This window comes from Streptomyces sp. NBC_01707, from assembly GCF_041438805.1.
Classification (GTDB): domain Bacteria; phylum Actinomycetota; class Actinomycetes; order Streptomycetales; family Streptomycetaceae; genus Streptomyces.
Genome location: NZ_CP109190.1, coordinates 1,935,039 through 1,960,742, shown reverse-complemented (window position 1 = coordinate 1,960,742; position 25,704 = coordinate 1,935,039). Strand labels below are relative to the sequence as shown.

Sequence of the window (25,704 nt, the reverse complement as noted above, 5' to 3'; positions counted from 1 at the left end):
GGTCAATTGTGCTGGTGAGCGAGGGGACTGTGTGACAACACATCGGATGAGTCGGTGCAAAGTCGGGCGTTGAGTAAAGGGCTCGATCGCGGCCCGAAAATGGATGCGGCTACCATCTGTTCCTGGCATGGACACCCTCACACTCTGGCAACTGGCGGCACTGGCCGCGGCATCCGCACTCGTAGGCTTCTCCAAGACGGCCGTCAGCGGTGCCAATACGATCAGTCTCGCGGTCTTCGCGGCCGTGCTCCCGGCCCGCGAGTCCACCGGGGTACTGCTCCCGATCCTCATCGCGGGCGATGTGCTCGCCGTCCTCACCTACCGCAGGCACGCGCACTGGCCGACGCTGCTGCGGCTGTTTCCCGCCGTCGCCGTGGGCGTGGTGGCCGGCACGCTCTTCATGATGTGGGCCGACGACGACGCGGTGAGGACGTCGATCGGCGCGATTCTGCTCTTCATGGCAGGCGTCACCGTCTGGCGGCGCCGATCCGGCGCCGAGGGCGGGGAACCCCCTGAGGAGTCCGGCGGCCCGTCCCGGACGGCTCGGCTCAAGGCCCGTTCGTACGGAGTGCTCGGCGGTTTCACCACCATGGTCGCCAACGCGGGCGGCCCCGTGATGTCGCTCTATCTGCTCTCGGCCGGTTTCCGGAAACTCGGCTTCCTCGGTACGTCGGCGTGGTTCTTCCTGATCGTCAACACCTCCAAGGTGCCGTTCAGCGTGGGCCTCGGCCTCATCGATGCCCGGTCGCTGCTGCTGGACGCCGCGATGTTGCTGTTCGTCGTTCCCGGCGCCTATGTCGGCCGCAAGTGCGTGGACCGGATCAACCAGAAGCTCTTCGAACGACTGGTGATCGGCGCGACCGTGCTCGGCGGCCTCCAGCTGCTCGTGGGCTGAGCGCACCCGCGGCACGACAAGGCCCTCCCGACCGGAGGGTCCAGGAGGGCCTGAAGGGCGCGCGAAGGGGCACCGACAGCCGTCGCGTCAGACGATGTCCGCCGCGATCTCCGCCTGCTCACGGGCGTTTCCGTACGCGGACGGTGTGCCGTACGAACCGCGCGCGACGAACCACCAGACGGTGGCCAGTACCAGGACCGCCACCAGTGCGATCGAGGCGTAGTTCATCGAGTCGATGGTCACCGGCGACGACTGCGGAAGCAGGAACAGTACGGTCACGATCGCCACCCACGCCACGGCGATCCAGCCGATCGGCTTCGACCAGCGGCCCAGGTGCCAGGGGCCGCGCTGGAAGCGGTCGCCCGCGCGCAGCTTCAGGAAGATCGGGATCGCATAGGCGGGCGTGATGCCGATGACATTGATCGCGGTCACCGCACCGTACGCGGTCGCGGAGTACAGGGACGGAAGTGCGAGCAGGCCGGCGACGACGACCGACAGCCACACCGCGTTCACGGGTGTCTGGGTGCGGGCGCTCACCTTGCGCCACAGCGTCGAACCCGGCAGCGCGTTGTCCCGGCTGAACGCGAACACCATCCGGCTGGCCGCGGCGACCTCGGCGTTGCCGCAGAACAACTGGGCCGCGATCACGATCAGCAGCATGGCGGTGGCGCCCGAGGTACCGAGCGCGTCGATCAGGATCTGGGCGGGCGGGACACCGGTGGCGGTGTCCTGGGTGCCCGCGTAGTCCTGGATCGCGAACGTCAGACCGGCGAGCAGCACGAACCCGGCGATCCAGGAGACCCAGATCGAGCGGACGATGCCGCGGGCCGCCGTCACCGAGGCGTTCGACGTCTCCTCCGACAGGTGGGCGGAGGCGTCGTATCCACAGAAGGTGTACTGCGCGAGGAGCAGACCGATCGCCGCCACATAGAGCGGGTTCTGCCATCCCGTGTCATTGACGAACTCGGTGAAGACGAACGACGGCGACTGGTGGTGCGAGGGGACGATCGCCAGCACGGCGACGATCACGGCGACGCCGGCCAGGTGCCACCACACGCTGATCGAGTTGAGAACGCTGACGAGGCGGACCCCGAAGAGGTTCAGCACGGCGTGCAGCAGCAGGATGCAGACAAAAATGATCATGGTGTGGCCGGGTGTCGGGTCGAAGCCCCACTGCAGGTTCATCAGCGCGCCGGTGAACAGTGCGGCGCCGTAGTCGATGCCCGCGATCGCGCCGAGCAGGCCGAGCAGGTTCAACCAGCCGGTGTACCAGCCCCATTTGCGGCCACCGAGCCGGTCCGCCATGTAGTACAGCGCGCCGGACGTCGGGTAGGCGCTGGTGACCTCGGCGAGCGCCATGCCGACGCAGAGCACGAACAGGCCGACACCGGCCCAGCCCCACAGCATCACCGCCGGTCCGCCGGTCGACATGCCGAAGCCGTACAGGGTCATGCAGCCGGACAGGATCGAGATGACGGAGAAGCTGATGGCGAAGTTGCCGAAGCCGCCCATGCGGCGGGCCAGCACCGGCTGGTAGCCGAGTTCGCGCAGCCGCTGCTCCTCGTCCTTCTGGGGGTCGGCCTCCGCGCCCGGCTGGGCCGAAGTGGATATGGACATGACAGGAACCTCCATGGGTGGGATGGGGACGGGTAGGTCTGCTGCGGGGTGACGGCTCGGCGGGCTCAGCCGTGCGGTCCGCGCCCCGGGTCGCGTGATGCGGCGAGACAGCGGCTCCGGGCACGCAGGAACACGTCCTCGGCGGCCGAGGAGTCACGGGGAGTGCGGGTGCGGTGCGACCAGGGCAGCGTGGTGAAGTACGGCCCGAGCGCCCGGAAGACGGGGGCCGCTTCGGTGAACCGCAGGGAGCCCCACAGTGCGTGGGCGAGATGATTGACGTCGAGCAGGGACTGTCCGGCCGGATCCGTGCGGTGGAACCACAGGCGCAGCGCCCGCTCGGCATCCCGTTCGGCGTCCTCGGTGACCCAGTGAAGATCCAGCGCCTTCTCCTGCCCGTGCTCGCGGCGGTAGCGCTCGACCCGCACGTACAGCGGCAGGACATGGAGCGCGGAGCCGTCGGGTGCCGAAGAGGTCGCCCACTGTGCGAAGTTGACGGCCTCCGAGAGGGTGCTGCCGGCCCTGCGCACGTATACGAACTGGAGCATCCGGTGGTAGGCCTCGCGGTTGCCCGGATCGCGGCGATCGGCCTCCGCCAGCAGGCCCCACGGGCCGGGAAAGAGCATCGGCCCCGGCGGAAGCAGCCGGTGCTCCTTCAGTCGCTGCTCGTCGTCCAGCTGGGACAGGGCCAGCAGGCATACCCAGGGCACCGGATCGGTCGGGGTGGCGTGGGCGGCGGCCCTGCAGGCCTCCCAGGCTTCCTGCCACAGTTCCTGCGCCCGGTGATGGCCTTCGCGATGGGCGCGCACCGTCCGCTCGACGACGACGCGTGCGTGCATCACGACAGCCGCGACGCTCCCGGGCTCCTCGGCCCGCCAGGCCTGTACCGCGTCGGATCCCGCGGCGACCGCTCCGAGCACCTGGGTGCGCTGGGTCCACAGCGTCCAGTCCGGGGTGCTCTCCAGCAGATTGCGCATGGAGACCCAGCGGCCGGTACGCAGGTCCTGTAACGCGGAACGTAACTCGTTGTCATGTCCGGCAGGGTGATAGACCGGCCGGAATTCACCGCTGGCCATGGGCTCGCCCCGCTCCCGTGCGACAGGGCCGGACGGCGCGGATCGGAGGTGTTCTCAGCACGTCTCGCCGCCCGGAGGCGGTACGACCATGCGGAAGCGAAAGACCCGGTGACCGTGATGTCGGTGCACGGGAAGGCGTGTCGGTCCCATCAATCCTCAAGCGCGTGGGGGGTGTAACAGCTGTTGGAGGACGAACTGCTCCGGAGTGTCCGGTTGTTGCTCGGCGGTGAGTGTAGAACGCCTGGTGCCGACCGCCTCGACGATTCGCGGATCTTACTCAAGTCCTCCGAATAAACGGCGAGTTGACCACCATCCGGTCGCTCCGCCGAGGTGCGGACGGCGCTTGACGTACGCGGTGGTCTGCACCACTCTGTGCGTCAGCGACCAGTGATCACGATTCCGTACAAGCCGAAGAGCTTCCGCACAGCTGGAGTGTCGATGACAGGCCCGGTACTCGCCGTGGACCAGGGCACCTCCGGCACCAAGGCGCTGGTGGTCTGCCCGGAGCGCGGAGTTATCGGCTCCGGTTCGGCCCCGGTGCGACCGAGGTACGGCGCCGGGGGAGTGGTCGAGGCCGACCCCGCCGAGCTGCTCGCCTCGGTCGTCGATGCCGGACAGCAGGCGGTGCGCGAAGCCGGTGAGCCGGTGGCCGCCGTCGGACTCGCGAACCAGGGGGAGACCGTCCTCGCCTGGGATCCCGCGACCGGGCGGCCGCTCACCGACGCCATCGTCTGGCAGGACCGGCGTTCGGCCTCGCTGTGCGCCGAACTCGCCGGGCATGAACAGGAGTTGAAACAACTCACTGGGCTGCCGCTCGATCCGTACTTCGCCGCACCGAAGATGGCCTGGATCCGGCGCGAGCTGACCCGCGACGGTGTGGTCACCACCAGCGACGCCTGGCTCGTCCACCGGCTGACCGGGGCGTTCGTCACGGACGCGGCGACCGCCGGACGGACCCAGCTGCTCGACCTCGACCGGGTCGGCTGGTCACCGGCCGCCCTGGACATCTTCGGCCTCTCCGGTGAACGACTCCCGTCCGTCGTCGACGCCGCCGGGCCCGTCGGTGCGACACGCGTCTTCGGCGGTGAACTCCCGCTGACCGGACTGCTCGTCGACCAGCAGGCCGCCCTCCTGGCCCAGGGCGCCCTGGAGCCGGGCACCGCCAAATGCACCTACGGCACCGGCGCCTTCCTCCTCGCCCAGACCGGGCCCACGCCACGTCGCGGCACCACCGGGCTGGTCAGCTGTGTCGCCTGGCAGCTCGGCGGGCGTACCAGCTACTGCCTCGACGGACAGGTGTACACCGCCGCGTCAGCTGTCCGGTGGCTCACCGACCTCGGAGTGATCTCGGGCGCCGCCGACCTCGACCCGGTCGGCTCCACCGTCCCCGATGCCGGCACGGTCACGTTCGTGCCGGCGCTCGCCGGACTTGCCGCACCCTGGTGGCGCAGCGATCTGCGCGGCTCGGTCACCGGCCTCGGCCTGGACACCACCGCAGGGCACCTTGTGCGGGCCCTGTGCGACGGCATCGCCGCGCAGGTCGTCGAGCTGGCCGATGCCGTTGCCACCGACCTCGGCGAACCCCTGACCTCGCTCCGCGTCGACGGCGGCCTGACCCGCTCCGCGCTCCTCATGCAGACCCAGGCCGACCTGCTGCAGCGGCCGGTCGAGGTGTCCGCACTGCCGGACGTCACCGCGCTCGGCGTCGGGGCCGTCGCGCGCCTGGGCCTCGACCCGCGGTTGCCGCTCCACCAGGCGGTACCCGCATGGGAACCGGCCGCCGTGTACGAACCGCGGATCGGCGCGGACGAGGCCGCCGAACGCCTCGCCCGGTTCCGCGCGGCGGTGGAGACCCTGCTGGACCGGGCATGACGGGCGTGCGCGACCGGCGCGGCCCGGGAGAGACGACATGACACCGACGATCACCGCCACCGGGGCCCTGGCGCACAGCCTGCGTGACGGCGGCGCGGATGCGACGACGTACGACGTCACCGTCATCGGCGCAGGAGTCGTCGGCACCGCCGTCGCCCGCGAACTGGCCCGTTACCGGCTCCGTACCGCCCTCATCGACGGATCCGACGACATCGGCAACGGCACGTCGAAGGCCAACACCGCCATCCTGCACACCGGTTTCGACGCCGTGCCCGGCTCGCTGGAGGCCCGCCTCGTGAGCGACGGGCGACGCCGACTCGCCGCGTACGCCGCCGCGACCGGCATCCCGGTCGAGCGTGTCGGCGCCCTCCTCGTCGCCTGGGACGAGGAACAGCTCGCCGCGCTCCCCGCCCTGGCGGCCAAGGCGGAACGCAACGACTACCACGCGGCACGCATCATCGACGCCGGCGAACTGCGTGCCCGCGAACCCCGTCTGGGCCCGGGAGCGCTCGGCGCGCTGGAGATCCCCGACGAGAGCATCATCTGCCCCTGGACGACGCCCCTCGCGTACGCCACCCAGGCCGTGCGCGCAGGAGTCCATCTCCACCTCAACTGCCGGGTCGGGCACATCGACAGCGGTCAGGACGTCCACACCCTCACCACCACGCGCGGCCCGCTGCGCACCCGCTACCTGATCAATGTCGCCGGTCTGTACGCCGATGAACTCGACCGACAACTCGGCCACGACGCCTTCACCGTCACTCCGCGCCGGGGCCAGCTCATCGTCTTCGACAAGCTCGCCCGCGATCTCGTCGACCACATCCTGCTTCCGGTACCCACCGAGGCCGGCAAGGGCGTGCTGGTGGCACCGACCGTCTTCGGCAACGTCCTGCTCGGCCCGACCGCCGAGGAGCTCGACGACAAGACCGCCACCGGATCCAGCGCCGACGGACTCGCGCTCCTGCGCGAGAGGGGCCGCCGGATCCTGCCCGGGCTGCTCGACGAGGAAGTCACGGCCGTCTACGCAGGACTGCGCGCCGCCACCGGTCACGAGGACTACCGCATCCGGGCCTACCCCGACCAGCGGTACGTCGCCGTCGGCGGTATCCGATCCACCGGCCTCACCGCCTCGATGGCCATCGCCGCGTACGTCACCGAACTGCTCGCCGGCACCGGCCTCGAGCTCGGTGCGCCGACCGAACTGCCGCCGCTGACCATGCCCCAGCTCGGTGAGGCCTTCCCCCGCCCGTACCTGCGCGCGGAGCTGATCGCCGCCGACCCGGCCTACGGCACTCTCGTCTGCCACTGCGAACGCGTCTCCGCGGGCGAGATCCGGGACGCGCTGACCAGTACGATCCCGGCGCGGTCGAAGGACGGGCTGCGGCGCCGGACCCGGGCCGGTGGCGGACGCTGCCAGGGGTTCTACTGCGGGGCCGCGGTCCGTGCCCTGATCGAGGAGGCCCGGCCATGACCCGGCGCGAGCGGACCGTCGACGTCCTGGTCGTCGGGGCGGGACCGGCCGGTCTCGGCGCCGGGGCCGAACTCGCCGCGTCCGGCGCGGGCCACGTCGAGATCCTGGAACGCGAACAGGCCGCGGGCGGCATCCCGCGCCACTGCTTCCACGGTGGGTTCGGTGCCGGCCGCAGGGGAGGGGCCATCGGGCCCGTGTACGCACGGCAGTGCGTGGACGCGGCCGTCCGGGCCGGCGCCATCCTCCGTACCTCCGTCACCGTCACCGGCTGGGCCGGCCCCCGCACCCTCGACATCACCGGACCCACCGGACTCGAACGCATCACCGCGCGCGCCGTCGTCCTCGCCACCGGCGCGCGCGAACGCCCGCGCAGCGCCCGGCTCGTCCCAGGCACCCGTCCGCCCGGCGTCTACACCACCGGTGAACTCCAGCAGGCGGTGCACCTCTTCCGGCAGCGGGTCGGTACGCGAGCGGTCGTCATCGGCAACGAACCCGTCAGCCACGCGGCGGCGGACACGCTGAGGGTGGCCGGCCTCGACGTGGTCGCCCTGGTCACCGACCAGCCATCGTCCCCGCTGCCCGCCGCCCCGGTGGGCGCGCGGCACCGCACACCGCTCCTCACCGACGCCACCGTCACCGGACTGACCGGCCGGGAGCGACTCACCGGGGTCTCACTGCGCCACCGCGACGGCCGGACCACGACCCTGCCCTGCGACACCGTCGTCTTCACCGGGGACTGGATCCCCGAACACGAGCTGGCCCGGCGCGGCGGGGCGACCCTGGACCCCGGCACCCGTGGTCCCGCGTACGACGCCTCGTACCGCACCCGGGCGACCGGTGTCTTCGCCGTCGGCAATCTGCTGCACGCGGTGGAGAGCGCGGGGACGGCGGCCGCCGAGGGCCGGGCCGTCGCCGCTCCCGTACTGCGTCACCTGGCAGCGGATCCCTGGCCGACCGGCCGTCCGGCGCTCGCCGTCGACGCCCCGCTGGAATGGATCGCGCCGAACCTCGTCGCCCCTGACGGCAGCCGCCCGCTCCGCGACCGGTTCACCCTGCGCACCGGCCGGCGGCTGCTCCGCCCGGTTCTCGTCGTGGGCCAGGACGGGCACGTCCTCCACCGGGAGCGGCTGCTGCTGCCCGCCGTACCGACCCGGTCGTTCAGGCTGCGGGGGGACTGGCTCGACCGGGTGGACCCGCACGGCGGAACCGTGCGGATCACGGTGCACTGAGTCCTCGGTGCGGTGTCAGGGGATCAGTAGCCAGTCCGAACCGATCGCCGCCACCAGGCCGACAGCCAGCAGCCAACTGCCCAGTCGTGTCCGGCCGTTGCGGCTGAGCTCGATCACGATCCCGCACAGGATCAGCGCGAGCCCGTACACTCCGACCACCAGAACGGACGACCGGCTCGCGATCCTCAGCCCGAGCACGACCGCCATCGCCACCATGCCGACCGACGAGAGGGCGATCCGCAGCCGTCTCGCCTGGCGCGGGGTCAGTCTGCGGTCCTCGGCCTCACCTTCTGCCTCATCCGCGCCCTCGACGTCGGCCTCAGCCTTGGCCTCATCCGCGGCGTCAGCCTCGGCCTCGACCTCGGCTCGGACCTCGGCCGTTGTACCGGCGTCGGGGGCGGGTATCGGAGTGTCCACGGACTGGTCCTGGTCAGAAGTGCTCATGACGCGGGATGGTAATGGCTTCGCGGCGCCGTGTTCGCCCGTCCGGGCGAGGGCAGCCCGAAAACGATCGCGGTCGACCGGATGTCCGCCTCAGCGGTCTACCGGCGCTCCGGCCGCAGACACGGCGCCTCCTCGGCCGCATCCACCGGCTGCGCGCCCGCCGCCGGCCCGTCCGCGGTCTCCACCCGCCCGGCCAGCTCCTGCGCCCAGTCGATCAGTCCACCGACCCCGATCCCGTAGGGCACCGCGTCCCCGAACTCCCCGGGTTCCACGAACCCGCCGGACCGCGCACACTCCTCGAGCGCCGACGCACCCCGTCGCAACAGGCGCGCCCCGCCCGTCGTGTTGCCGCGGGCCGTATGCGTCAGCCCCACCGCCAGTTGTGCCAACCCGCGCCACAACTCCCGCTCCTCCTCGGGACCCGACTTCCACGCATCCTCGAACACCTCGTGCGCATGGAACGGCATCCCGGCGTCCAGCAGCCGCTGCGCCTCCCGCAGCGTCTCGTCGGGGGAGCGGATCACTCCCTCCGGCTGCCGCTCCACTCCCGGCGTCCCGTACGGCAGCGGGCGCCCCAGCCCGTCCCGGGGGCGTGCGTTGCGCGCCCGGCCCTCGGCGTCGCGGTCCCTGTGAGTCTCGTCCACCCTTCGATTGTGCCCCGCACCTGCGACGAACTGTCCGAACCACTGTCGGTGGGCCCCCGCGCACGACTAGTGTCGGGAGTCATCCGTACCACTATGGGGAGGGTAGGCATGAAGCCGTCCCGGCCGCTGTACGAGCGCGATCCGGAACTCGCTGCCGCCGCACAAGCCGTGGATGCCCTGTGCGGCGCCCAGGCCGTCGGCGGGCTGTTGATCTTCAGTGGCGAGGCGGGCATCGGCAAGACCGCGCTGCTCGCCGAGATCGAGACCCTGGCGGCGGACCGCTGCACCGTCTGGTCCGCGCGCGGCGGCGAGACGGTCACATCCGTACCGTTCCACGTCGTACGTCAACTGCTGCAGCCCGCCCTCGACCAGTTCCCGCCCGACGAGGTGAGGAGTCTGTTCGGCGCCTGGTACGAGATCGCCGCGCCCGCCCTCGGGCTCGCCGAACCCACCGGCCCGCAGCCCGATCCGCAGGGTGTGCGGGACGGGATCGACTGGGTCGTCGCGCGGCTCGCCTCACGGCTGAGCCACCGTCCGCTGCTGCTGATCGTCGACGACGCGCACTGGGCGGACGGCGAATCCCTCGCCTGGCTGGCCTCGTTCACCGCGCGCCTCGGCGAACTGCCCGTCCTGGTCGTCCAGGCGCACCGTCCGGACGAGCTGGCGGCGCGGAAGACGGAGGGCGGCAACGGCAGCGGACACCCGGCGCAGGTCCGGGTCGCGCTGCGCGCTCTCACCCCCGACGCCACGGCCGAGCTGGTCAGGGCGGGGCTGGGTGACCACGCCGACGATCCGTTCTGCCGGGAGGTGTGGGCCGTCACCGGCGGCAACCCGTACGAGGCGGTCGAACTCGTCGCCAAGGTTCAGGACCGCGAACTGCCGCCGCTGGAGGAGTCGGCCGGACTGCTGCGCGAACTCGGCGCCTCGGCCCGCGGCAGCGGACTCGTCGCCCGGCTCGAACGGCTCGGCACCAACGCGAACCGGTTCGCCTGGGCCGCCGCCGTCCTCGGCACCGACATCTCCCAGGACCTCGCCGCCACCCTCGCCGGGATGAGCCCCGCAGAGGCCGCCGACTGCACCGCGCGGCTGCGCGACGCCCGTATCGTCAGCGGATTCGACCCGCTCGAATTCGTCCACCCGCTGATCGCCACCGCCGTCTACCGCTCCATCCCGCCGGCCACCCGCACCGCCATGCACGGCCGGGCCGCCTGGGCGATCGCCAGGGCCGGACTGGGCGCTGCCGCGGCCTCCCGCCACCTCCTCGAAGTCCACCCGGACGACGACCAGGAACTGGTCGAGCAACTCCGTGAAGCAGCCGGCCAGCACCTCGCCGTCGGCGCACCCGAGGCCGCGCGCCGCTGCCTGGAGCGAGCCCTGCGGGAGCCCCCGCGCCACCAGGTGCGCGCCACGCTGCTGTACGAACTGGGCTGCGCCACGCTGCTCAGCTCCCCGCCGACCACCGTCCAGCATCTGCGCGCCGCCCTCGATCTGCCCGGACTCGACGACGACGTACGGGTCGACGCCACCTTCCGGCTGGCCGCGGCCCTCTCCCACAACAACCAGCTGAAGGAAGCCGCACTCGCCCTCGCCGCCGAGGTCGGACGCACCGCCCCGGGGCCGGGTCAGATGCGCCTCCAGGCCGCGCACTTCATGTGGGAGGGCATGCAGGCCGCCGAGGACGACGGTCCCGGCCGCTCGCGTCGGCTCGCCCGCAACGCGGACCACCTCACCGGCAAGGACAACGCCGAACGCGCCCTGCTCACCATCCGCGCGTTCGACGCGATGCTGCGCGGCGAGAACTCCCAACTCGTCATCGACCTCTGCGAACGCGCGCTTGTCGACGGCCGCCCCGCCCGTGGTCTCGGCTGGACCGACACCGAATGGGGCTTCGAGTTCCCCACCCTGGTCGGCATCACCTATGCCTTCACCGACCAGCTCGACCGGGCCGAGCAACTCTTCAGCGAGGCAGTGCGCGCCTTCGAGATCTCCGGCTGGAGCGGAGCCCACCTCGCATTCGCGCACACCCTCCTCGGCCTGGTCCACCGCCGTCGCGGCCGACTGGCCGAGGCCGAGGGCTTTCTGCGCGAAGGGCTGCGGCTCGCCGACCGTGTCGGCAGCGGTCTGCCCGTCCACTGGGACGCCGCCTGCCTGCTCATCGACACCCTGCTGGCCCGCGGCCGCGTCTCCGAGGCCCGCACGATAGCTGACAGGTACCACTTCGGCCTGCCCTACCCCAGCGCCATGGTGCTGCCCGACGCGCCGTGCGTCCGGGGCCGTCTCCTGCTCGCCGAAGGCCGTACGAAGGAGGCCGTCACCGAACTCGAGGCGGCCGGCCAGGCACTCGAACCGCGCGGCAGGTTCAACGGCATCTGGGCCCCCTGGGCCGGCGACCTCGCCCGCGCCCTGGCCGACGACGACCCGGCCCGTGCCGCCCAACTCGCGACCTCGGCCCGGGTGCACGCGGAGAGGTTCGGCACGGAGACCGCGATCGGTGAGGCGCTGCGCTGCGTCTCGCTGTTCGCCCGCCCCGAGGACGCCGAGCACCTGCTCGCCGACGCGGTCCGGCACCTGGAGGCCTCCCCGTCCGCGTACGAACACGCCCTGGCCCGCTTCGACTACGGCATCGCGATCCGCTCCCCGAAGGAGCTCGCCCGGGCGCAGAAACTGGCCACCGCGTGCGGTGCCGAATCGCTCGCCACCCGCGCCCACCAGGCGCGGGCGTCGATCCGGTCGACGGAGTGAGGTAATGTTTGTCCTGCGCGGCCGCCTGGGGACACCGGGGGGATTCGCAGCGGGACGTGGCGCAGCTTGGTAGCGCACTTGACTGGGGGTCAAGGGGTCGCAGGTTCAAATCCTGTCGTCCCGACAGAGATGTCGGAATTTTCCGTAGGTGAGGGGCGCTCTTCGGGGCGCCCCTCACGCGTGAGCGGGAGCCGTGCGGGAGCCCTCTCGGGATGCCGAAGCACCGGCGTGATGTCGAGCGCGGTCCACGACTGCGCGTCATACGCGGTCAGCGTCCGGGCAGTGTCTCCTGCAGCCAGTCGAAGACGATCTCGCAGTGCTGCTGCGGGGCCATCGGGGAGCAGTGCAGCTGCGCGCCGGTCGCCGCGGTGAGCTTCACGTAGTCCTTGGGGGACGTCAGTCTGTCGAACATCCGGCGCGGCTGCCCCGGATAGAACTGCTCGTCGTCGTAGTCCAGGACCAGCGTGGGCATCGTGATGCGCCCTACGACGTCCGTGATGTCGAGCGACTTGATCAGCTGGGCGGGGGTGTGGAAGTCCGTGAACATCTTCCCGCCACGGGCGGCGAGCATCGCCGGCACGGAGAAGGGTTCGAACCGCTTCTTCAACGTCGCGGCCTCGGCCGGGTTCAACTCGGGGACGACCTGCTTGTTCCAGACGTTGTTCGTCTCCGTCCTGTCCGGGGTGAGGATCTTCCGGATCTCCGGAGGGAAACCCAGCCATGGAGCCAGAACGCCGGGCATCGCCACCAGAGCGGCGATCCTGTCCTCGAAGGCGGCGGCCCGCGGCGCCAGATCGCCTGCCATGCTCAGCCCGGTCAGGGCGAGCCTGCCGGCGTCCACGTCGGTGCGGGCGACCAGCCAGTCGACGAGAGGTGTGACAACCGTTTCCCAGCGCGGCGTGAAGACCACCCGGTCCACGAAGAGCAACTGCCCCTGACCTGGTCCGTCGTAGACGAGGGCGTTCCAGCCGCGGTCCAGGGCGGCCGGGACGCCATAAGTCCACATGTCGACGTTCTGACCGTCGCTGCCGTTGGTGAGGATCACGGTGGGGCGTCGCTCGCCGGAGTCGTCCGGCCGGAACAACCAGATCGGAAGCGGCGTCCTCCCGTACGGGACGTCCGCCGTCACCGGTGGCGGTTCGGACAGCTTGCAGAACGTGTCCCAGCCGCGGCGCCCGGACCTGTACAGCCGCTCCTCACCGCCGGGGTCGTCGGAGCCGAGGGCGAAGAAGAGTGCCTGGCCGTAGTACTGCGATGCCCGCAGCGCGCGAAGGCGCGTCGTCTCCGTCCCGGCCTTGCTGTCCACGGGCGCCACCATCAACTGATCACCGAGGCTCCTGAACGTCGCGGTATACGTCTGCGCCGAAGGCCCGGCCTTGTTGATCGCGTTCACGGCGGTGAGCACCTCGCCCACCTCGCTGGAGCCCTGGCCCGCCGCGCCGAGTGCGAGAAGCCCGTTGAAGTTGAACCCCGGATCCTTGAAGAGGGTCATCACCCCGGGCGTGGCGGCGTCCGCGGAGCCGGTGGCCGATCCCGTACGGCTGGGTGCGGGCCCTTGCGCGGAAGTCGCGCCCTGGGGCGTACAGCCGCCTGCCAGCAGGACCCCGGCCCCACCGGCGAGCCCGGTGAGCGCGGTCCGCCGACTGAGGCCGGCTGCGTCCTTCGATACGTGCGTCATGCCAGCCGACCGTAGGAGTCCCGACCCCTGCACCTCGATGCGCGACACCGGCCGTTCCCCCGAACAGCCTGCTTGACACCGAGGGCCGCCGTCCGGAGTACGGAGCCGGGCGGCGCGACGTGTTCCGCCGCTGCCGTGTCGCCCGCGGTCTCCGTCGACGCCGCCCAGGTCCATGGACAAGGCCCCCTCGACCGGCGACGCGACGGGTGCGGGCTGGTTGACGCGTTCTAAGCGACCGCTTAGTATCCTGGAGGTCCGCGCCCACCCGATCACCGCCTTTGGAGTCCGCCGTGACCTCACTGTTCTCCGTCTCCGGCAAAACCGCCCTGGTCACCGGAGGGTCCCGCGGTATCGGCCTGATGATCGCCCGCGGCCTGGTCGAAGCCGGGGCGCGGGTCTACGTCAGTTCCCGCAACGCAGCGGCCTGCGACGAGGCCGCGCGTGAGCTCTCCGAACTCGGCGAGGCGATCGCACTGCCGGCGGACCTGTCGCGGGAGGAGGAGTGCCACCGGCTCGCCGCAGAGATCGGCGACCGCGAGGAGCGACTGCACATCCTGGTCAACAATGCGGGCGCGACCTGGGGTGCGCCGCTGGACGAGTTCCCGGTCAGCGGCTGGGACAAGGTGATGGACCTCAACCTGCGCAGCCCTTTCCTGCTGACCCAGGCGCTGCTGCCGCTGCTGCGCAAGGCCGGCTCCCATGACGACCCGGCACGCGTGATCAACGTCGGTTCCATCGACGGCCTGCACGTCAACCCGCTGCCCACCTACTCCTACGCGGCGAGCAAGGCCGGACTGCACCACCTGACCCGGGTTCTGGCCAAGGAACTCGGGCCGCAGGGCATCACCGTCAACGCGATCGCCCCCGGCCCGTTCGAGTCCAGGATGATGGCCGCCACGCTGAAGGCACAGGGCGACGCCGTGGTCGAGTCCGCGCCGCTGCGCCGGATCGGACGGCCGGATGACATGGCCGGCGTGGCGATCTACCTCTCCAGCCGGGCCGGGGCGTACGTCACCGGCGCAGTGATCCCCGTCGACGGCGGCATCGGCACCACCGTCTGAACCGCCGCCCGGACGCACACGCGTACCTGTTTCCGCCGCCCTCCCCGATCGGACCCATGCCCATGGACTCCCTGCTGCTCTCCCGCCGCGACCTGGACTTCCTGCTCCACGACTGGCTGGACGTCACGGCTCTGACCCGCCACCCCCGCTACGCCGACCACGACCGGGACACCTTCGACGCGGTGATGGACCTCAGCGAGGCCATCGCGACCCGGCACTTCGCTCCGCACAACAAGAAGAACGATTCCGAGGAGCCGCGCTTCGACGGAGAGCGGGTGCATGTCATCCCGGAGGTCGGACAGGCGCTGCGGGTCTTCGCCGAGGCCGGGCTGACCGGCGCCGCGATGGACTACGAGGTCGGCGGGCAGCAGCTGCCCACCGTGGTCGCCAATGCCTGCATGTCCTGGTTCCAGGCCGCCAATGTGGGTACCGCCGCGTATCCGTTCCTCACCATCGGCAATGCCGACCTGCTCGTGGCGCACGGCAGCAAGGAACAGGTCGACACCTATGTGCGGCCCATGGTCGAGGGCCGGTTCTTCGGCACCATGTGCCTCTCGGAGCCGCAGGCCGGCTCCTCGCTGGCCGACATCACCACCCGGGCGGTGCCGCAGGACGACGGCACGTACCGGATCACCGGTACCAAGATGTGGATCTCCGGCGGAGACCACGAGCTCAGCGAGAACATCGTCCACCTCGTGCTGGCCAGGATCCCCGGTGGGCCGGCGGGCGTGAAGGGCATCTCGCTGTTCATCGTGCCCAAGTTCCTGGTCGAGCCGGACGGCAGCCCGGGCGAACGCAACGACGTGGTGCCGGCCGGCCTCAACCACAAGATGGGCTACCGCGGAACCACCAACACCCTGCTCAATTTCGGTGAGGGCCGGCACGCCCCGGGCGGCGCCCCGGGCGCGGTGGGCTTCCTCGTGGGCGCGGCCCATCACGGGCTCGCGTACATGTTCCACATGATGAACGAGGCCCGCATCGGCGTCGGGCTCGGAGCCACGGCGCTCGGTTACACCGGCTATCTGCACGCCCTCGACTACGCCCGCACCCGCCCGCAGGGCCGCCCGCTGACGGGCAGGGACGCGAACGCCCCGCAGGTCCCCATCATCGAGCACGCCGACGTGCGCAGGATGCTGCTGGCACAGAAGAGCTACGTGGAGGGCGCCCTCGCGCTCAGCCTCTACTGCAGCCGCCTGCTCGACGAGGAACGCACCGCCGAGCAGGAGTCCGGGCGCGCCCGCGCCCGGCTGCTGCTGGACGTCCTGACGCCCATCGCCAAGAGCTGGCCGTCGCAGTGGTGCCTGGCCGCCAACGACCTCGCCATCCAGGTGCACGGCGGCTACGGCTACACCCGCGAGTACAACGTCGAGCAGTTCTACCGGGACAACCGTCTCAACGCCATCCACGAGGGCACGCACGGCATCCAGGGACTGGACCTGCTCGGTCGCAAGGTCGTCACGAACGGCGGAGCGGGGCTGAGTCTGCTGCTGGAGACCATCTCGGCAACCGTCGCCCGCGCCACGGCGAGCGGCGGCGAGGCGGCCGAGCTGGCCGCCGTGTTGGAGCAGGCCACGACCCGGGCACAGCGCACCACGGCCACGCTCTGGTCGACCGGAGACCCCGCGACCGCCCTGGCCAACGCCTCCGTCTACCTGGAAGCCGTCGGCCACGTGGTGCTGGCCTGGATCTGGTTGGAGCAGTTCCTCGCACTCAGGGACCGCACCGATGACTTCCACGAGGGCAAGCGACAGGCGGCCCGGTACTTCTTCCGCGTGGAACTACCCCGTACGGGACCGCAGTTCGATCTGCTCGACAGTCTGGACCGCACCGCGGCGGACAACCGGCCCGAGTGGTTCTGATCCAACGATTCCGCGGTACCCGCCCTCCGCCGACGCGCTGTTGACAGGTCGCCCCCGACTCCTGGAGACCCGCACCCGTCCGGCTGGGGGCGCACGTGTGTGCGGTGCGCCGCCGGCTGACAAAAACGCTTGGACTCCGCGGGCGTCATCGCGGGACACTGTGACGCCTGGCCCGCCCGTACTCGCACGGTGGCGTCGCTGCGATCTGCGCGGGGGGCCTTGTCGTCGTGCCCCGCCTGTCGGAGGACGACCCGAGCGCGGGCACTCACTCGAACCGGAGCTCCGCACGGCCATGGAGACAGCGGCATGCCCCCGAGAGGCGCACGGCGGGCTGCTGCACGACAACACGGGGTTGGGATGGGCTTACCTGAATCGCGCGAGGCTCCTCGGAGCAGGGGCTCGGTACTCCTCGCACTTCGTTACTACGGACGGGAGCTGGCCCGGTGCCCGCGGCTGACGGTGCCCGCGATGCTGCTGCCGGCGCTGGGCAACATCGGTATCAACTACATCGCGCCGCTGGTCGTCGCGAAGCTCGTCGGCCGAATCGCAGGCGACAACGGCATCTCCATCGGTTCGACGCTGCCCTACGTTCTCGGCTTCGCCGGCGTCCTTCTGTTCGCGGAGACGCTGTGGCGCATCGGCTTCCACTGCCTGAACCGCGTAGCCGCGCTCGCCATCGAGCACCTGTACGTGATCGGCATGGACGAGCTGTTCGCCAAGGACGCCGCGTTCTTCCATGACAACTTCGCCGGGTCGCTGACCAAACGGGTCCTCAGCTTCGCCTCTCGCTTCGAGGAGTTCATCGACACTCTTACGTTCTCGGTCGTGGGAAGCTTCGTGCCGCTGCTGTTCGGGTCGGTGGTGCTGTGGCGCTACGACCCGCTGCTCGTAGTCGGGCTCCTGGCGATGATCGCCCTGACGGCGCTGTGCGTGGTGCCCCTCATCCGCCGCCGTCAGGCGCTCGTCAAACAGCGCGAGGAGGCGATCGCCCGGGTGTCGGGCCACGTCGCCGACAGCCTGACGAACATCGACACGGTCCAGGCGTTCGCCGCCCAGGAACGTGAGGCCGCCGAGCATCGGTCCCGCGTCGCGCAGTCGCGGCGGCTCACACTGAGGTCGTGGGACTACGGCAACCTGCGCATCGACACACTGGTCGCGCCGATGTCCGTGCTGACCAACGCGCTGGGCCTGCTGCTCGCGGTCACGCTCGGCGGGGGCGGGCACGGGGTGGAGGCGGTCGTGGTCGCCTTCACGTACTACAGCAACGCGACGCGGATCATGTTCGAGTTCAACCAGATCTACCGCCGCCTGGAGAGCTCGATGACGGAGGCCGCACAGTTCACCGAACTGCTGCTGACGCCGCCGACCGTGCTCGACCCGGCGTCGCCGGAGCCGCTGCTGTCCCAGGCCGCCGATGTCCGCTTCGAGCAGGTGACCTTCGCCCATGGGGGCGGGAGACCGCTTTTCGAGGGCCTGGACCTGGCTGTGCCCAGCGGAGCGAAGATCGGTCTCGTCGGTCGGTCCGGCGGCGGCAAGACCACGCTCACCAGGCTGCTGCTCCGGCTGACGGACATCGACGCCGGCCGGATCCTGATCGGGGGTCAGGACATCAGCAGGCTGCGTCAGACCGACCTGCGCAGCCTGATCGCCTACGTGCCGCAGGACCCGGCGATGTTCCACCGCACGCTGCGGGACAACCTCGCGTTCGCCCGGCCGGACGCCACCGATGCCGAGATCCGCCGCGCGGCCGAGGCGGCGCACGTCACGGAGTTCGCCGACGCGCTGCCGGACGGCTTCGACACCATGGTGGGGGAGCGCGGTGTCAAGCTGTCCGGCGGACAACGCCAGCGGGTCGCGCTCGCCAGGGCGATCCTGCGCGACGCGCCCATCCTGCTGCTCGACGAGGCCACCAGCGCCCTGGACTCCGAGAGCGAGATCCTGGTGCAGGAGGCGCTGTGGCGGCTCATGGACGGGCGGACGGCGCTCGTGGTGGCGCACCGGCTGAGCACGGTCGCCACCATGGACCGCCTCGTCGTCCTGGACCGCGGACGGATCGTCGAACAGGGCACCCACCAGGAGTTGCTCGCGTCGGACGGCTCCTACGCGAAGTTGTGGCAGCACCAGTCGGGCGGATTCCTCGACGGCAGCCCCGCGCGGGCCGACCTGCACTGAGCCCGAGGCCGGTGGGTGCGGTCCTGCGCCTGCCGACGACGGTGAGTGCCCGGTGGTGCCGTGCACACGGGAGGTGGGCACCCGACCCTGCAAGCGCTGCCCGTACCGGCTTCCCCGTCGTCGGTACGGGCACCTCTGCGTCCGGCCCGGCCTCAGCTGCCCGCCCACCTGCCTCCCGGGCCGACGGCATCGTGATCCGCGACGCGGTGCGTCCGCGCCTGCCGCGCGCCGGCTCGGCGCCACCCCCGCCAGGAGCAGCGACCGGAGGGACGACGTCCTGCATTCGAACAGCTCCTGCACGGTGTCCGGAGGCGACGACCCGACAGACACCATGGGAGGCGGAGGCATGCACCCTCCACCGCGAACTGCAGCCGAGGAGGAAGCGGTAGAGCAGGGGGGAAGTAGGACAAAGATTAACGCGCAGAACGATCGAAATGCTCAATTCTGTTTCTTCTGTTGATCGGTTGAGCGCTTGCGTGCTAGAAACCGCCTACTCCACAGCGGTATTCCGCACCCCTCCCGGCCTCCGGAGCACCCATGACGCCCCCTCCCTCGCCCCCGTGGTCCCGCCGCACCTTCCTGGCGGCCACCGGCGGCACCGCGCTCGCGGTCGGCTTCACCGAGCCCGGCACCGCCGCGGCCACCGCTCGCACCCAGGCATCGGCTGCCGACCAGGCTGACGACGAATTCGCCGCACTGCGCGCCAAGTGGCGCACGCTGATACTCGGTGAGGGCTTCAGCCCGACCGCGGAGCCCTTCAGGTCCAAGCTCGCCACGCTCGGCACCCAGGCATCCGGCTTCCTGGCCACCATGGCGCCGGCGGTCGGCTCACTGTGGCCCGGCATCAGCTATGCCGACCCGTCGCCGGACACCGACCAGGAGTCGTACGGCTACTCGGCCAGGATGAACGACAGCTTCACGCGGCTGAACACCATGGCCCAGGCGTACGCCCAGCCCGGCACGGGGCTCACCGGAGACACCGCGCTCAAGGACGCCGTCATCGCCGGCCTGGACCACCTCTACTCGGACGTCTACAACGAGAACAAGGCCCGGTTCGGCAACTGGTGGAACTTCCAGATCGGCTCGCCGCAGGCGCTGATGGACACCGTCGTGCTGCTCTACGACCACCTGTCGGCCGAGCAGACAGCCGCCTACTGCCGGGCCGTGGACAAGTTCCTGCCGGACTCGGCCGTGGCGCAGTACACCGGCACCAGTACCGGCGCCAACCGTGTCGACCTGTGCCGCGGGCTCATCCTGCGAGGCGTCGTCGGCGGCAGCGCGGCCAAGATCCAGCTCGGCCGTGACGCACTGTCCCCCGTCTTCCCGTACGTCACCACCGGTGACGGTTTCTACGCCGACGGCTCGTTCATCCAGCACACCGACGTCCCCTACATCGGCGGCTACGGCGCGGTGCTCCACGACGGCCTGGGCCGGCTGTTCGCGCTGCTGCGCGACTCGACGTGGCAGGTGAACGACCCGGGCAGCCAGCTCTTCCTCGACACCGTCGAGAAGGCCATCGCCCCCTTCATCTACAACGGGCTGATGATGGACAACGTCTCGAGCCGCGGCATCAGCCGAGGTCTGACGGTGTCCGACCCCTTCCAGCTCCCTCAGGACGATCACACCCGCGCGCACAGCGTGATGGCGTCCGTCCTACTGGTCGGCCAGGGCGCGAGCCCCGAGGAGCAGGCCCGCTGGAAGAGCATGGTCAAGGGCTGGCTGCAGCGCGACTACTACGGTCCCGCGCTGAAGAACCCGAAGCTGAGCCTGGTCAACACGGCCCGACTGCAGGCGCTGTTCGACGACGACACGGTCAAGGCGTCGCCCGAGCCGACCGAGCACCGGGTCTTCTCCAACATGGACCGCGCCACCCACCGCAGTCGCGACTGGGGTGCCTCGGTCAGCATGGCCTCCAAGCGCATCGCGCACTACGAGTTCGGCAACGGTGAGCACGCCCGCGGCTATCACACCGGCTCGGGCTGGCTGTCCTGGTGGGGCGACGACCATGGTCTCGAGCAGTACTCGGACACCTTCTGGCCGACGGTCGACCCGTACCGGCTGCCGGGTATCACCGTCTCGAAGAAGCCGCTGCCGGACGGCTTCGGCGGCAACTGGGGCAACCCGAAACCGGACACGACCTGGGTGGGCGGCACCACAGACGGCGAGTTCGGCGTCACCGGTCAGCATCTGCGGGGCGTCGACAGCACGATGACCGCCAAGAAGTCGTGGTTCTGGCTCGACGACTCGATCGTCTGTCTCGGCGCCGGCATCACCTCGGCCGACGGCACCGCGGTCGAGACGGTGATCGACAACCGCAACCTGGGCGTCTCGGGCACCGCCCGGCTCAGCCTCAACGGCATTCCGCAGCCCGGTACCCAGGGCGGGCAGACCACCCGCCCGCACACCAAGTGGGCGCACATCGCCGGGCACGCGGGCTATGTCTTCCCCGAGTCGGGCGGCAGCCGGGTCAGCGCACTGCGCGAGGAGCGCACAGGTGCCTGGAGAGACATCAACACCGGAAGCTCCCCCACCTCGTTCACGCGGCGCTATCTGACGCTGTGGCAGGACCACGGCGCCGACCCGCAGGACGCCTCGTACGCGTACATCCTCATGCCCGGCGCGAGCGAGCTCCGCACCGCTGCCCGCGCCATCGACCCGCTGTGGCTGCAGATCCTCGCCAACACGCCCGAGCAGAGCGGCATCCGAGTCCCCTCCCTCGGCTTCACCGGGATCAACTTCTGGGAAGCGGGTACGGTCGGAAAGGTCACGGCGAGCGCACCGGTGAGCGTGCAGATCCGTGAAAGGCGTGACGGCACGGCGACGATCTCGGTGGCCGACCCGTCCCGCACCGTCACGGGTCTGACCCTCACCTGGAAGCGCCCCGTCAAGTCGGTCGTCTCCAAGGCGACTTCGGTCACCGATGTGCACACGGGCTCCTCCCTCACCATCACGTTCGGCGACCTCAGCGGCAGCTACGGAACGACCCACCGGGTCAAGGTGCGACCGGCCTGACGCACCGCACCGCCTCGGCGGGCCGGGTTCCTCCCACCTGCCTGACAGGAACCCGGCCCGGCTGTCCCAAGTGAACAGATCGCAGCAGAAAGGGCTCCCCCCCCATGCTCAAGCGCCTCTGCACCCTCCCGGCGATCGTCCTGCCTCTCGCCCTCACTCCGGTCCTGGCTTCACCCGCCGCAGCCACTCCCCTCTGGAACGGCGACACCTCGGGTGGAACGGGTGTGTTCGCCACCCTGGACTGCGACGCGCCCGCCCATACCGGGGTCGTGTTCGATGACGAACACGGTCACGGGGACGTCTGGAAGTTCGACAAGCCGAGCGGTTCGCCCCGCTGCGAGGCCCGTAACATCCGCGTCGGCGGTTCCGCCTACCAGTTCCGGAACGACAGTACGTACTACCTGGGATGGTCGAGCGCGGTGTCCACCACCACCGGCGCCTTCGTCACCTTCCAGTGGAAGTCCTATCCCAACGGCAGCCAGAACTACCCGGTCCTCATGGAGGTCAGGAACGGCGACGTGCGGCTCTTCCACGTGACTCCGGGCGGCACCTGGAATCTCATCTGGTCCGCCCCCGTCACCGCCTGGCTGTACAACGACTTCGCCCTGGGCATCCACACCTCGGACACGGCCACGGGTGGCTGGATCGAGCTGTACTTCAACGGCACGCGACAGACCTTCAGCAACGGCTCGACCCGTTACACCGGACGCACCTGGGACGGCGACAACGAGCCCAAGTGGGGCGCCTACGACAGCGACGACCCCGCGAACGCGGAGATCAACTACATCGACGGCCTGAAGGCGGGTACCTCGTACGCCGACGTCGCCCCCTGAAGTCGGGTCCCTTGATCCCCGCCCCCGCCGCCTCCGCCCGAAGAGCCTCTGGTCCCTGCCCTGAATCCGCAACGTCGGTCCAGGGCCCCGCAGCCTCCTCGCACCTCCTCATCCGCAGATCGCAATGACGCGTTTCTGGCCCCGTCGTACCTTTCTGGCCACAACCAGGCGGTACGGCACTTGCCCTCGGCCTGGCCTCGCCCACTCTCCTGACCCCTGAGGCAGCCGCAGCCGGGGGCACCCCCCGGACGGAGTCCGGGGAAGAGTTCTCCGCGCTGCGCGCCAAGTGGCGCGCCCTGATTCTCGGCGAGGGCTTCAGCCCGACCGCCGAGCCGTTCCGAAGCCGATTCACCGACCGCGGTGCCACTACCCGGCCTGGAGTCCCGCGGTCCACAAGGTCTGTGGCTCCATCGCCCGCAGATCGCGCAGAGCCGTCCTTCGTGACGCAGGTGGGATCTCCGTGAAGGAGGGAACCGCGAGCACCCTGCAACCTGCGGCCTCGGCCGAGGCGATGCCCGTCGGGCTGTCCTCCACGGCGAGGCACGCCGCAGGGTCCACACCGAGCGCCCGCGCCGCCGCGAGATAGGGATCGGACGCGGGCTTGGTACGAGGCGTCTCGCCTTCGGCGACCGTCGTACGGAACCGCTCCGCGCCGAGCAGTTTGAGCACCGCGTCCACCACGGGGCGCGAGGACGCCGAGACCAGCGCCACGGGAATGTCCAGGTCCCCGAGCAGATCAAGGAATTCCAACGCGCCGGGCAGCACCGTGGTTTCGCACTCGACGGCGGCCAGGAAGGCCGCGTCGAGTTCCCGGGCCACGGACTGCGCGCTGCGGCCGGTCCCGGAGACCTGATGGAGATGAGCGGCCGTGTCGGCGACCGCGCGGCCCAGGACGAAGGGCAGGTCGGTCTCGCCCAGCTCGTGGCCGAGCCCCATCGCGGTCTCCCGCGCGGTCCGCAGCCACAGCGTCTCGGTGTCCACGAGTGTGCCGTCCATGTCGACGAGGACGGCGTGCGGGGCGGCGGCGAAGGGCCGCCCGTCCAGCGTCCAGTGCCGGTCGGCGTGCCGGCCGAGCGAGGCGAACACCTGGGCGGTGACGTCGACATGGCGGACGGCGCGGGGGACAGCACCCGCCGAGATGCCGGGCCCCGCCGCGATCAGCCAGGCGGTGCGCTCCTCCTCGGTGCGGCCGCCGTGCCCACCCGCGTCCGCATGACCGTGGTCGGTGACCACGAGAAACGTCCAGTCCTCGTTCTCGTACGAGGGCCGGGACCGCACCGCGTCGAGGAGCCGTCCTAGGCGTTCGTCGGCCGCCAGCACGGCACGCTCGTACGCGCTGCCGCAGCCCAGGAAGTGTGCTGTCTCGTCGGGCGCACCGAGGTAGACGAACGAGGCCTCCGGGTCGTCTCCGGCCAGCACCCGTACGGCCTCTTCGGTGATCTGCTCGTCGCACGCGTCCCAGCCTTCGGGGGTGTGCGCGGCGGGCGAGACGTACGCGGTCCTCGCCGGGGCCCGGAAGAGCGGGCCTCCGCCGCGGGCGAGCATCAGGGGCTCCCAGCCGGCCGCGACGAAGGTGCGCCGTCCGTCCTGTTCCGTGAGCCGGGTCGCGAAGTCGGGGAAGACGGAGAGACGGTGGCCGGTGAAGTCGTTGCTCCACACGCCGTGCTTGGCGACGGTGACACCGGTCACGACCGTGGCCCAGCACGGCCCCGACATCGTCGGTGTGTCGTTGTCGATCCGGACCGGTGCGAGGAAGCCCTGCCGTGCGAGGGCGTCCAGGTGCGGGGTCGGCAGCCGGCGCAGGGTGTCGAGCCGCACGCCGTCGATGCCGACGACGAGGACGCGGCGGGCGCGACGAGACATGACGAAGTCCTTCCCAGGTTCGATCGGAGTGGCCGGCTCAGGATCCGGCCGTGCCCGTCGTCGACAGGGCGCTCGATGCGGTCCGCTGCTGCCCCCTGGTTTCGAGCCGGCCGCTGCCCGGTGAACGGTGCTCCACATAGGCGGTGTCCGGTGCGGGGCTGCAGGTCATGCGGGATGCTTCTCAGGCCGAACGTTGCAGCTCGTCGGGGCCGACTCCGTACGCGAAGGGCGCACCCTGCGCGTACCGCTCGACTTCGTCGATCGCCCAGTGCGCCATGCGGCCGAGCTCATTGCCGAGGGAGCCGGCGATGTGCGGGGTCAGCAGGACGTTGGGCAGGTTGTACAGCGGAGAGTCGGAAGGCAGGTGGTCGGGGTCCGTCACATCGATCACGCCGTGGATCCGGCCGGACACGAGTTCCTCGGTGAGGGCGCGGGTGTCGACGAGCGAGCCGCGCGCGGTGTTGATGAGCGTGGACCCGTCCGCCATCAGCGCGAGCAGTCGCGCGTCGAACATGTGGCGGGTCTCGGGGAGTTGGGGAGCGTGGATGGAGACCACATGACTGCGCCGGACGAGCTCGTCGAGACCGACGCGCTCCACGCCGAGGGCGGCGGCGTCCTCCTTGTCCACGTACGGATCGTGCAGCAGGACCTCCAGGTCGAACGGCCGTAGCAGTTCGATCACCCGGCGGCCGATCCGCGAGGCACCCACGATGCCGATGGTGCGCAGATAGTTGCCCTGCCCGGCGAAGTGCGGGAGGAGGTCGAAGGCGCCCCGTGTCTCGCGGTAGCGCCGTGCGGCCCCGAGGACCCGCTTGTTGGCGAACAGGATGGCGGCCAGGGTGAATTCGGCGACGGGAAGCGCGTTGGCGGCGGCCGCGGACGAGACGGCGATGCCCCGATCCCACACCGCCGCGGTGACGTGGTGCTTGACGGAACCTGCCGCATGGACGACCGCCCGCAGTCGTGGCATGAGCCGCAGTGCCTCGTCGGTGAGCTGCGGGGAGCCCCAGTGGGTGAAGAGGACTTCGGTGTCGGCGAGCACGGCGGGATCGGCGGCGGCGTACTCGGTGACCAGGAGCGACGTGTCCACCGCCGCGATGAGCCCGAGCCGCTCGAGGGCGCCGCCGGCCAGCAGGGTGCGGTGGATCTCGCCGCCCATGGCGAGCACGGTGACCGGTCGTCGGCCGGCCGGGATGCGGTCCGGGCTGTTCAGGACGGTGCCTTCCGGTACGAACATGA

General features: G+C 70.7%; 18 protein-coding genes and 1 tRNA gene. 11 read left to right on the top strand and 8 right to left on the bottom strand.

Features of this window, described 5'->3' with window-relative positions; genetic code table 11:
- Positions 1-127: 127 nt before the first annotated feature.
- Complete coding sequence (locus OG963_RS08990) at positions 128-895, top strand: sulfite exporter TauE/SafE family protein (protein ID WP_093929255.1); 768 nt, start codon at positions 128-130, stop codon at positions 893-895.
- Between the two features lie 87 nt (positions 896-982).
- Here the strand turns inward: OG963_RS08990 and OG963_RS08985 are convergent, their stop codons facing one another.
- Together OG963_RS08985 and OG963_RS08980 are read right to left on the bottom strand one after the other, a co-directional pair.
- A complete protein-coding gene (locus OG963_RS08985) occupies positions 983-2,512 on the bottom strand; it encodes an amino acid permease (RefSeq protein ID WP_093770009.1) in 1,530 nt (509 codons plus the stop codon).
- A gap of 65 nt (positions 2,513-2,577) precedes the next feature.
- Positions 2,578-3,585 (bottom strand): hypothetical protein, encoded by a 1,008-nt coding sequence (locus OG963_RS08980; RefSeq protein ID WP_093770010.1) that lies wholly within the window; start codon positions 3,583-3,585, stop codon positions 2,578-2,580.
- 438 nt (positions 3,586-4,023) lie between these two features.
- Between OG963_RS08980 and OG963_RS08975 the strand changes: the two genes are divergently transcribed.
- Genes OG963_RS08975 through OG963_RS08965 form a run of 3 tightly spaced genes read left to right on the top strand, consistent with a single transcriptional unit; the run spans position 4,024 to position 8,157 of the window.
- Positions 4,024-5,457, top strand: a complete 1,434-nt coding sequence (locus tag OG963_RS08975) for an FGGY family carbohydrate kinase (RefSeq protein WP_093770011.1) — start codon at positions 4,024-4,026, stop codon at positions 5,455-5,457.
- 37 nt (positions 5,458-5,494) lie between these two features.
- Positions 5,495-6,928, top strand: a complete 1,434-nt coding sequence (locus OG963_RS08970) for an FAD-dependent oxidoreductase (protein WP_093770012.1) — start codon at positions 5,495-5,497, stop codon at positions 6,926-6,928.
- Positions 6,925-8,157, top strand: a complete 1,233-nt coding sequence (locus OG963_RS08965; RefSeq protein WP_093929252.1) for an FAD-dependent oxidoreductase — start codon at positions 6,925-6,927, stop codon at positions 8,155-8,157. The genes OG963_RS08970 and OG963_RS08965 overlap by 4 nt, the downstream gene beginning before the upstream one ends.
- Before the next feature lie 15 nt (positions 8,158-8,172).
- Here OG963_RS08965 and OG963_RS08960 read toward each other — a convergent pair whose 3' ends face one another.
- Both OG963_RS08960 and OG963_RS08955 read right to left on the bottom strand, forming a co-directional pair.
- Entirely contained in the window at positions 8,173-8,601 is a 429-nt protein-coding gene (locus OG963_RS08960) for a hypothetical protein (RefSeq protein ID WP_176901990.1), read from the bottom strand.
- Between the two features lie 98 nt (positions 8,602-8,699).
- Positions 8,700-9,245, bottom strand: coding sequence for a DUF309 domain-containing protein (locus OG963_RS08955; RefSeq protein WP_093770014.1), 546 nt, complete (start codon positions 9,243-9,245; stop codon positions 8,700-8,702).
- Positions 9,246-9,353: 108 nt separating this feature from the next.
- On the opposite strand from OG963_RS08955, the gene OG963_RS08950 reads away from it, so the two are divergent.
- Complete coding sequence (locus tag OG963_RS08950; protein WP_093770015.1) at positions 9,354-11,987, top strand: AAA family ATPase; 2,634 nt, start codon at positions 9,354-9,356, stop codon at positions 11,985-11,987.
- Between the two features lie 50 nt (positions 11,988-12,037).
- Positions 12,038-12,111, top strand: a tRNA-Pro gene (locus tag OG963_RS08945).
- 144 nt (positions 12,112-12,255) lie between these two features.
- Here OG963_RS08945 and OG963_RS08940 read toward each other — a convergent pair.
- The gene (locus OG963_RS08940) at positions 12,256-13,665 is read right to left on the bottom strand and encodes a S9 family peptidase (RefSeq protein WP_093770016.1); all 1,410 of its coding nucleotides are present in this window, start codon (positions 13,663-13,665) and stop codon (positions 12,256-12,258) included.
- 290 nt (positions 13,666-13,955) lie between these two features.
- Here OG963_RS08940 and OG963_RS08935 point away from each other — a divergent pair, with 290 nt between their 5' ends.
- From OG963_RS08935 to OG963_RS08915, 5 genes are all read left to right on the top strand, one after another.
- Positions 13,956-14,726, top strand: a complete 771-nt coding sequence (locus OG963_RS08935; protein WP_218133068.1) for an SDR family oxidoreductase — start codon at positions 13,956-13,958, stop codon at positions 14,724-14,726.
- A gap of 62 nt (positions 14,727-14,788) precedes the next feature.
- Positions 14,789-16,585 carry an acyl-CoA dehydrogenase gene (locus OG963_RS08930; RefSeq protein ID WP_093770018.1) on the top strand — a complete coding sequence of 599 codons (1,797 nt, stop codon included), beginning with the start codon at positions 14,789-14,791 and terminating at the stop codon, positions 16,583-16,585.
- 357 nt (positions 16,586-16,942) lie between these two features.
- Positions 16,943-18,757, top strand: a complete 1,815-nt coding sequence (locus OG963_RS08925; RefSeq protein WP_093770019.1) for an ABC transporter ATP-binding protein — start codon at positions 16,943-16,945, stop codon at positions 18,755-18,757.
- A 537-nt stretch (positions 18,758-19,294) separates the two neighbouring features.
- A complete protein-coding gene (locus OG963_RS08920; RefSeq protein ID WP_371798733.1) occupies positions 19,295-21,769 on the top strand; it encodes a polysaccharide lyase 8 family protein in 2,475 nt (824 codons plus the stop codon).
- Between the two features lie 104 nt (positions 21,770-21,873).
- Positions 21,874-22,602, top strand: coding sequence for a hypothetical protein (locus OG963_RS08915; RefSeq protein WP_319327924.1), 729 nt, complete (start codon positions 21,874-21,876; stop codon positions 22,600-22,602).
- 366 nt (positions 22,603-22,968) lie between these two features.
- Here the strand turns inward: OG963_RS08915 and OG963_RS08910 are convergent, their stop codons facing one another.
- From OG963_RS08910 to OG963_RS08900, 3 genes are read right to left on the bottom strand one after another with little or no spacing between them, the layout of a single operon-like run.
- On the bottom strand, positions 22,969-24,465 hold the full coding sequence (locus tag OG963_RS08910; RefSeq protein WP_093770022.1) for an HAD-IA family hydrolase: 1,497 nt from the start codon (positions 24,463-24,465) through the stop codon (positions 22,969-22,971).
- Between the two features lie 37 nt (positions 24,466-24,502).
- Positions 24,503-24,634 carry a hypothetical protein gene (locus OG963_RS08905; RefSeq protein WP_371798732.1) on the bottom strand — a complete coding sequence of 44 codons (132 nt, stop codon included), beginning with the start codon at positions 24,632-24,634 and terminating at the stop codon, positions 24,503-24,505.
- Between the two features lie 12 nt (positions 24,635-24,646).
- Complete coding sequence (locus OG963_RS08900; protein WP_093770023.1) at positions 24,647-25,702, bottom strand: hydroxyacid dehydrogenase; 1,056 nt, start codon at positions 25,700-25,702, stop codon at positions 24,647-24,649.
- Positions 25,703-25,704 lie beyond the last annotated feature (2 nt).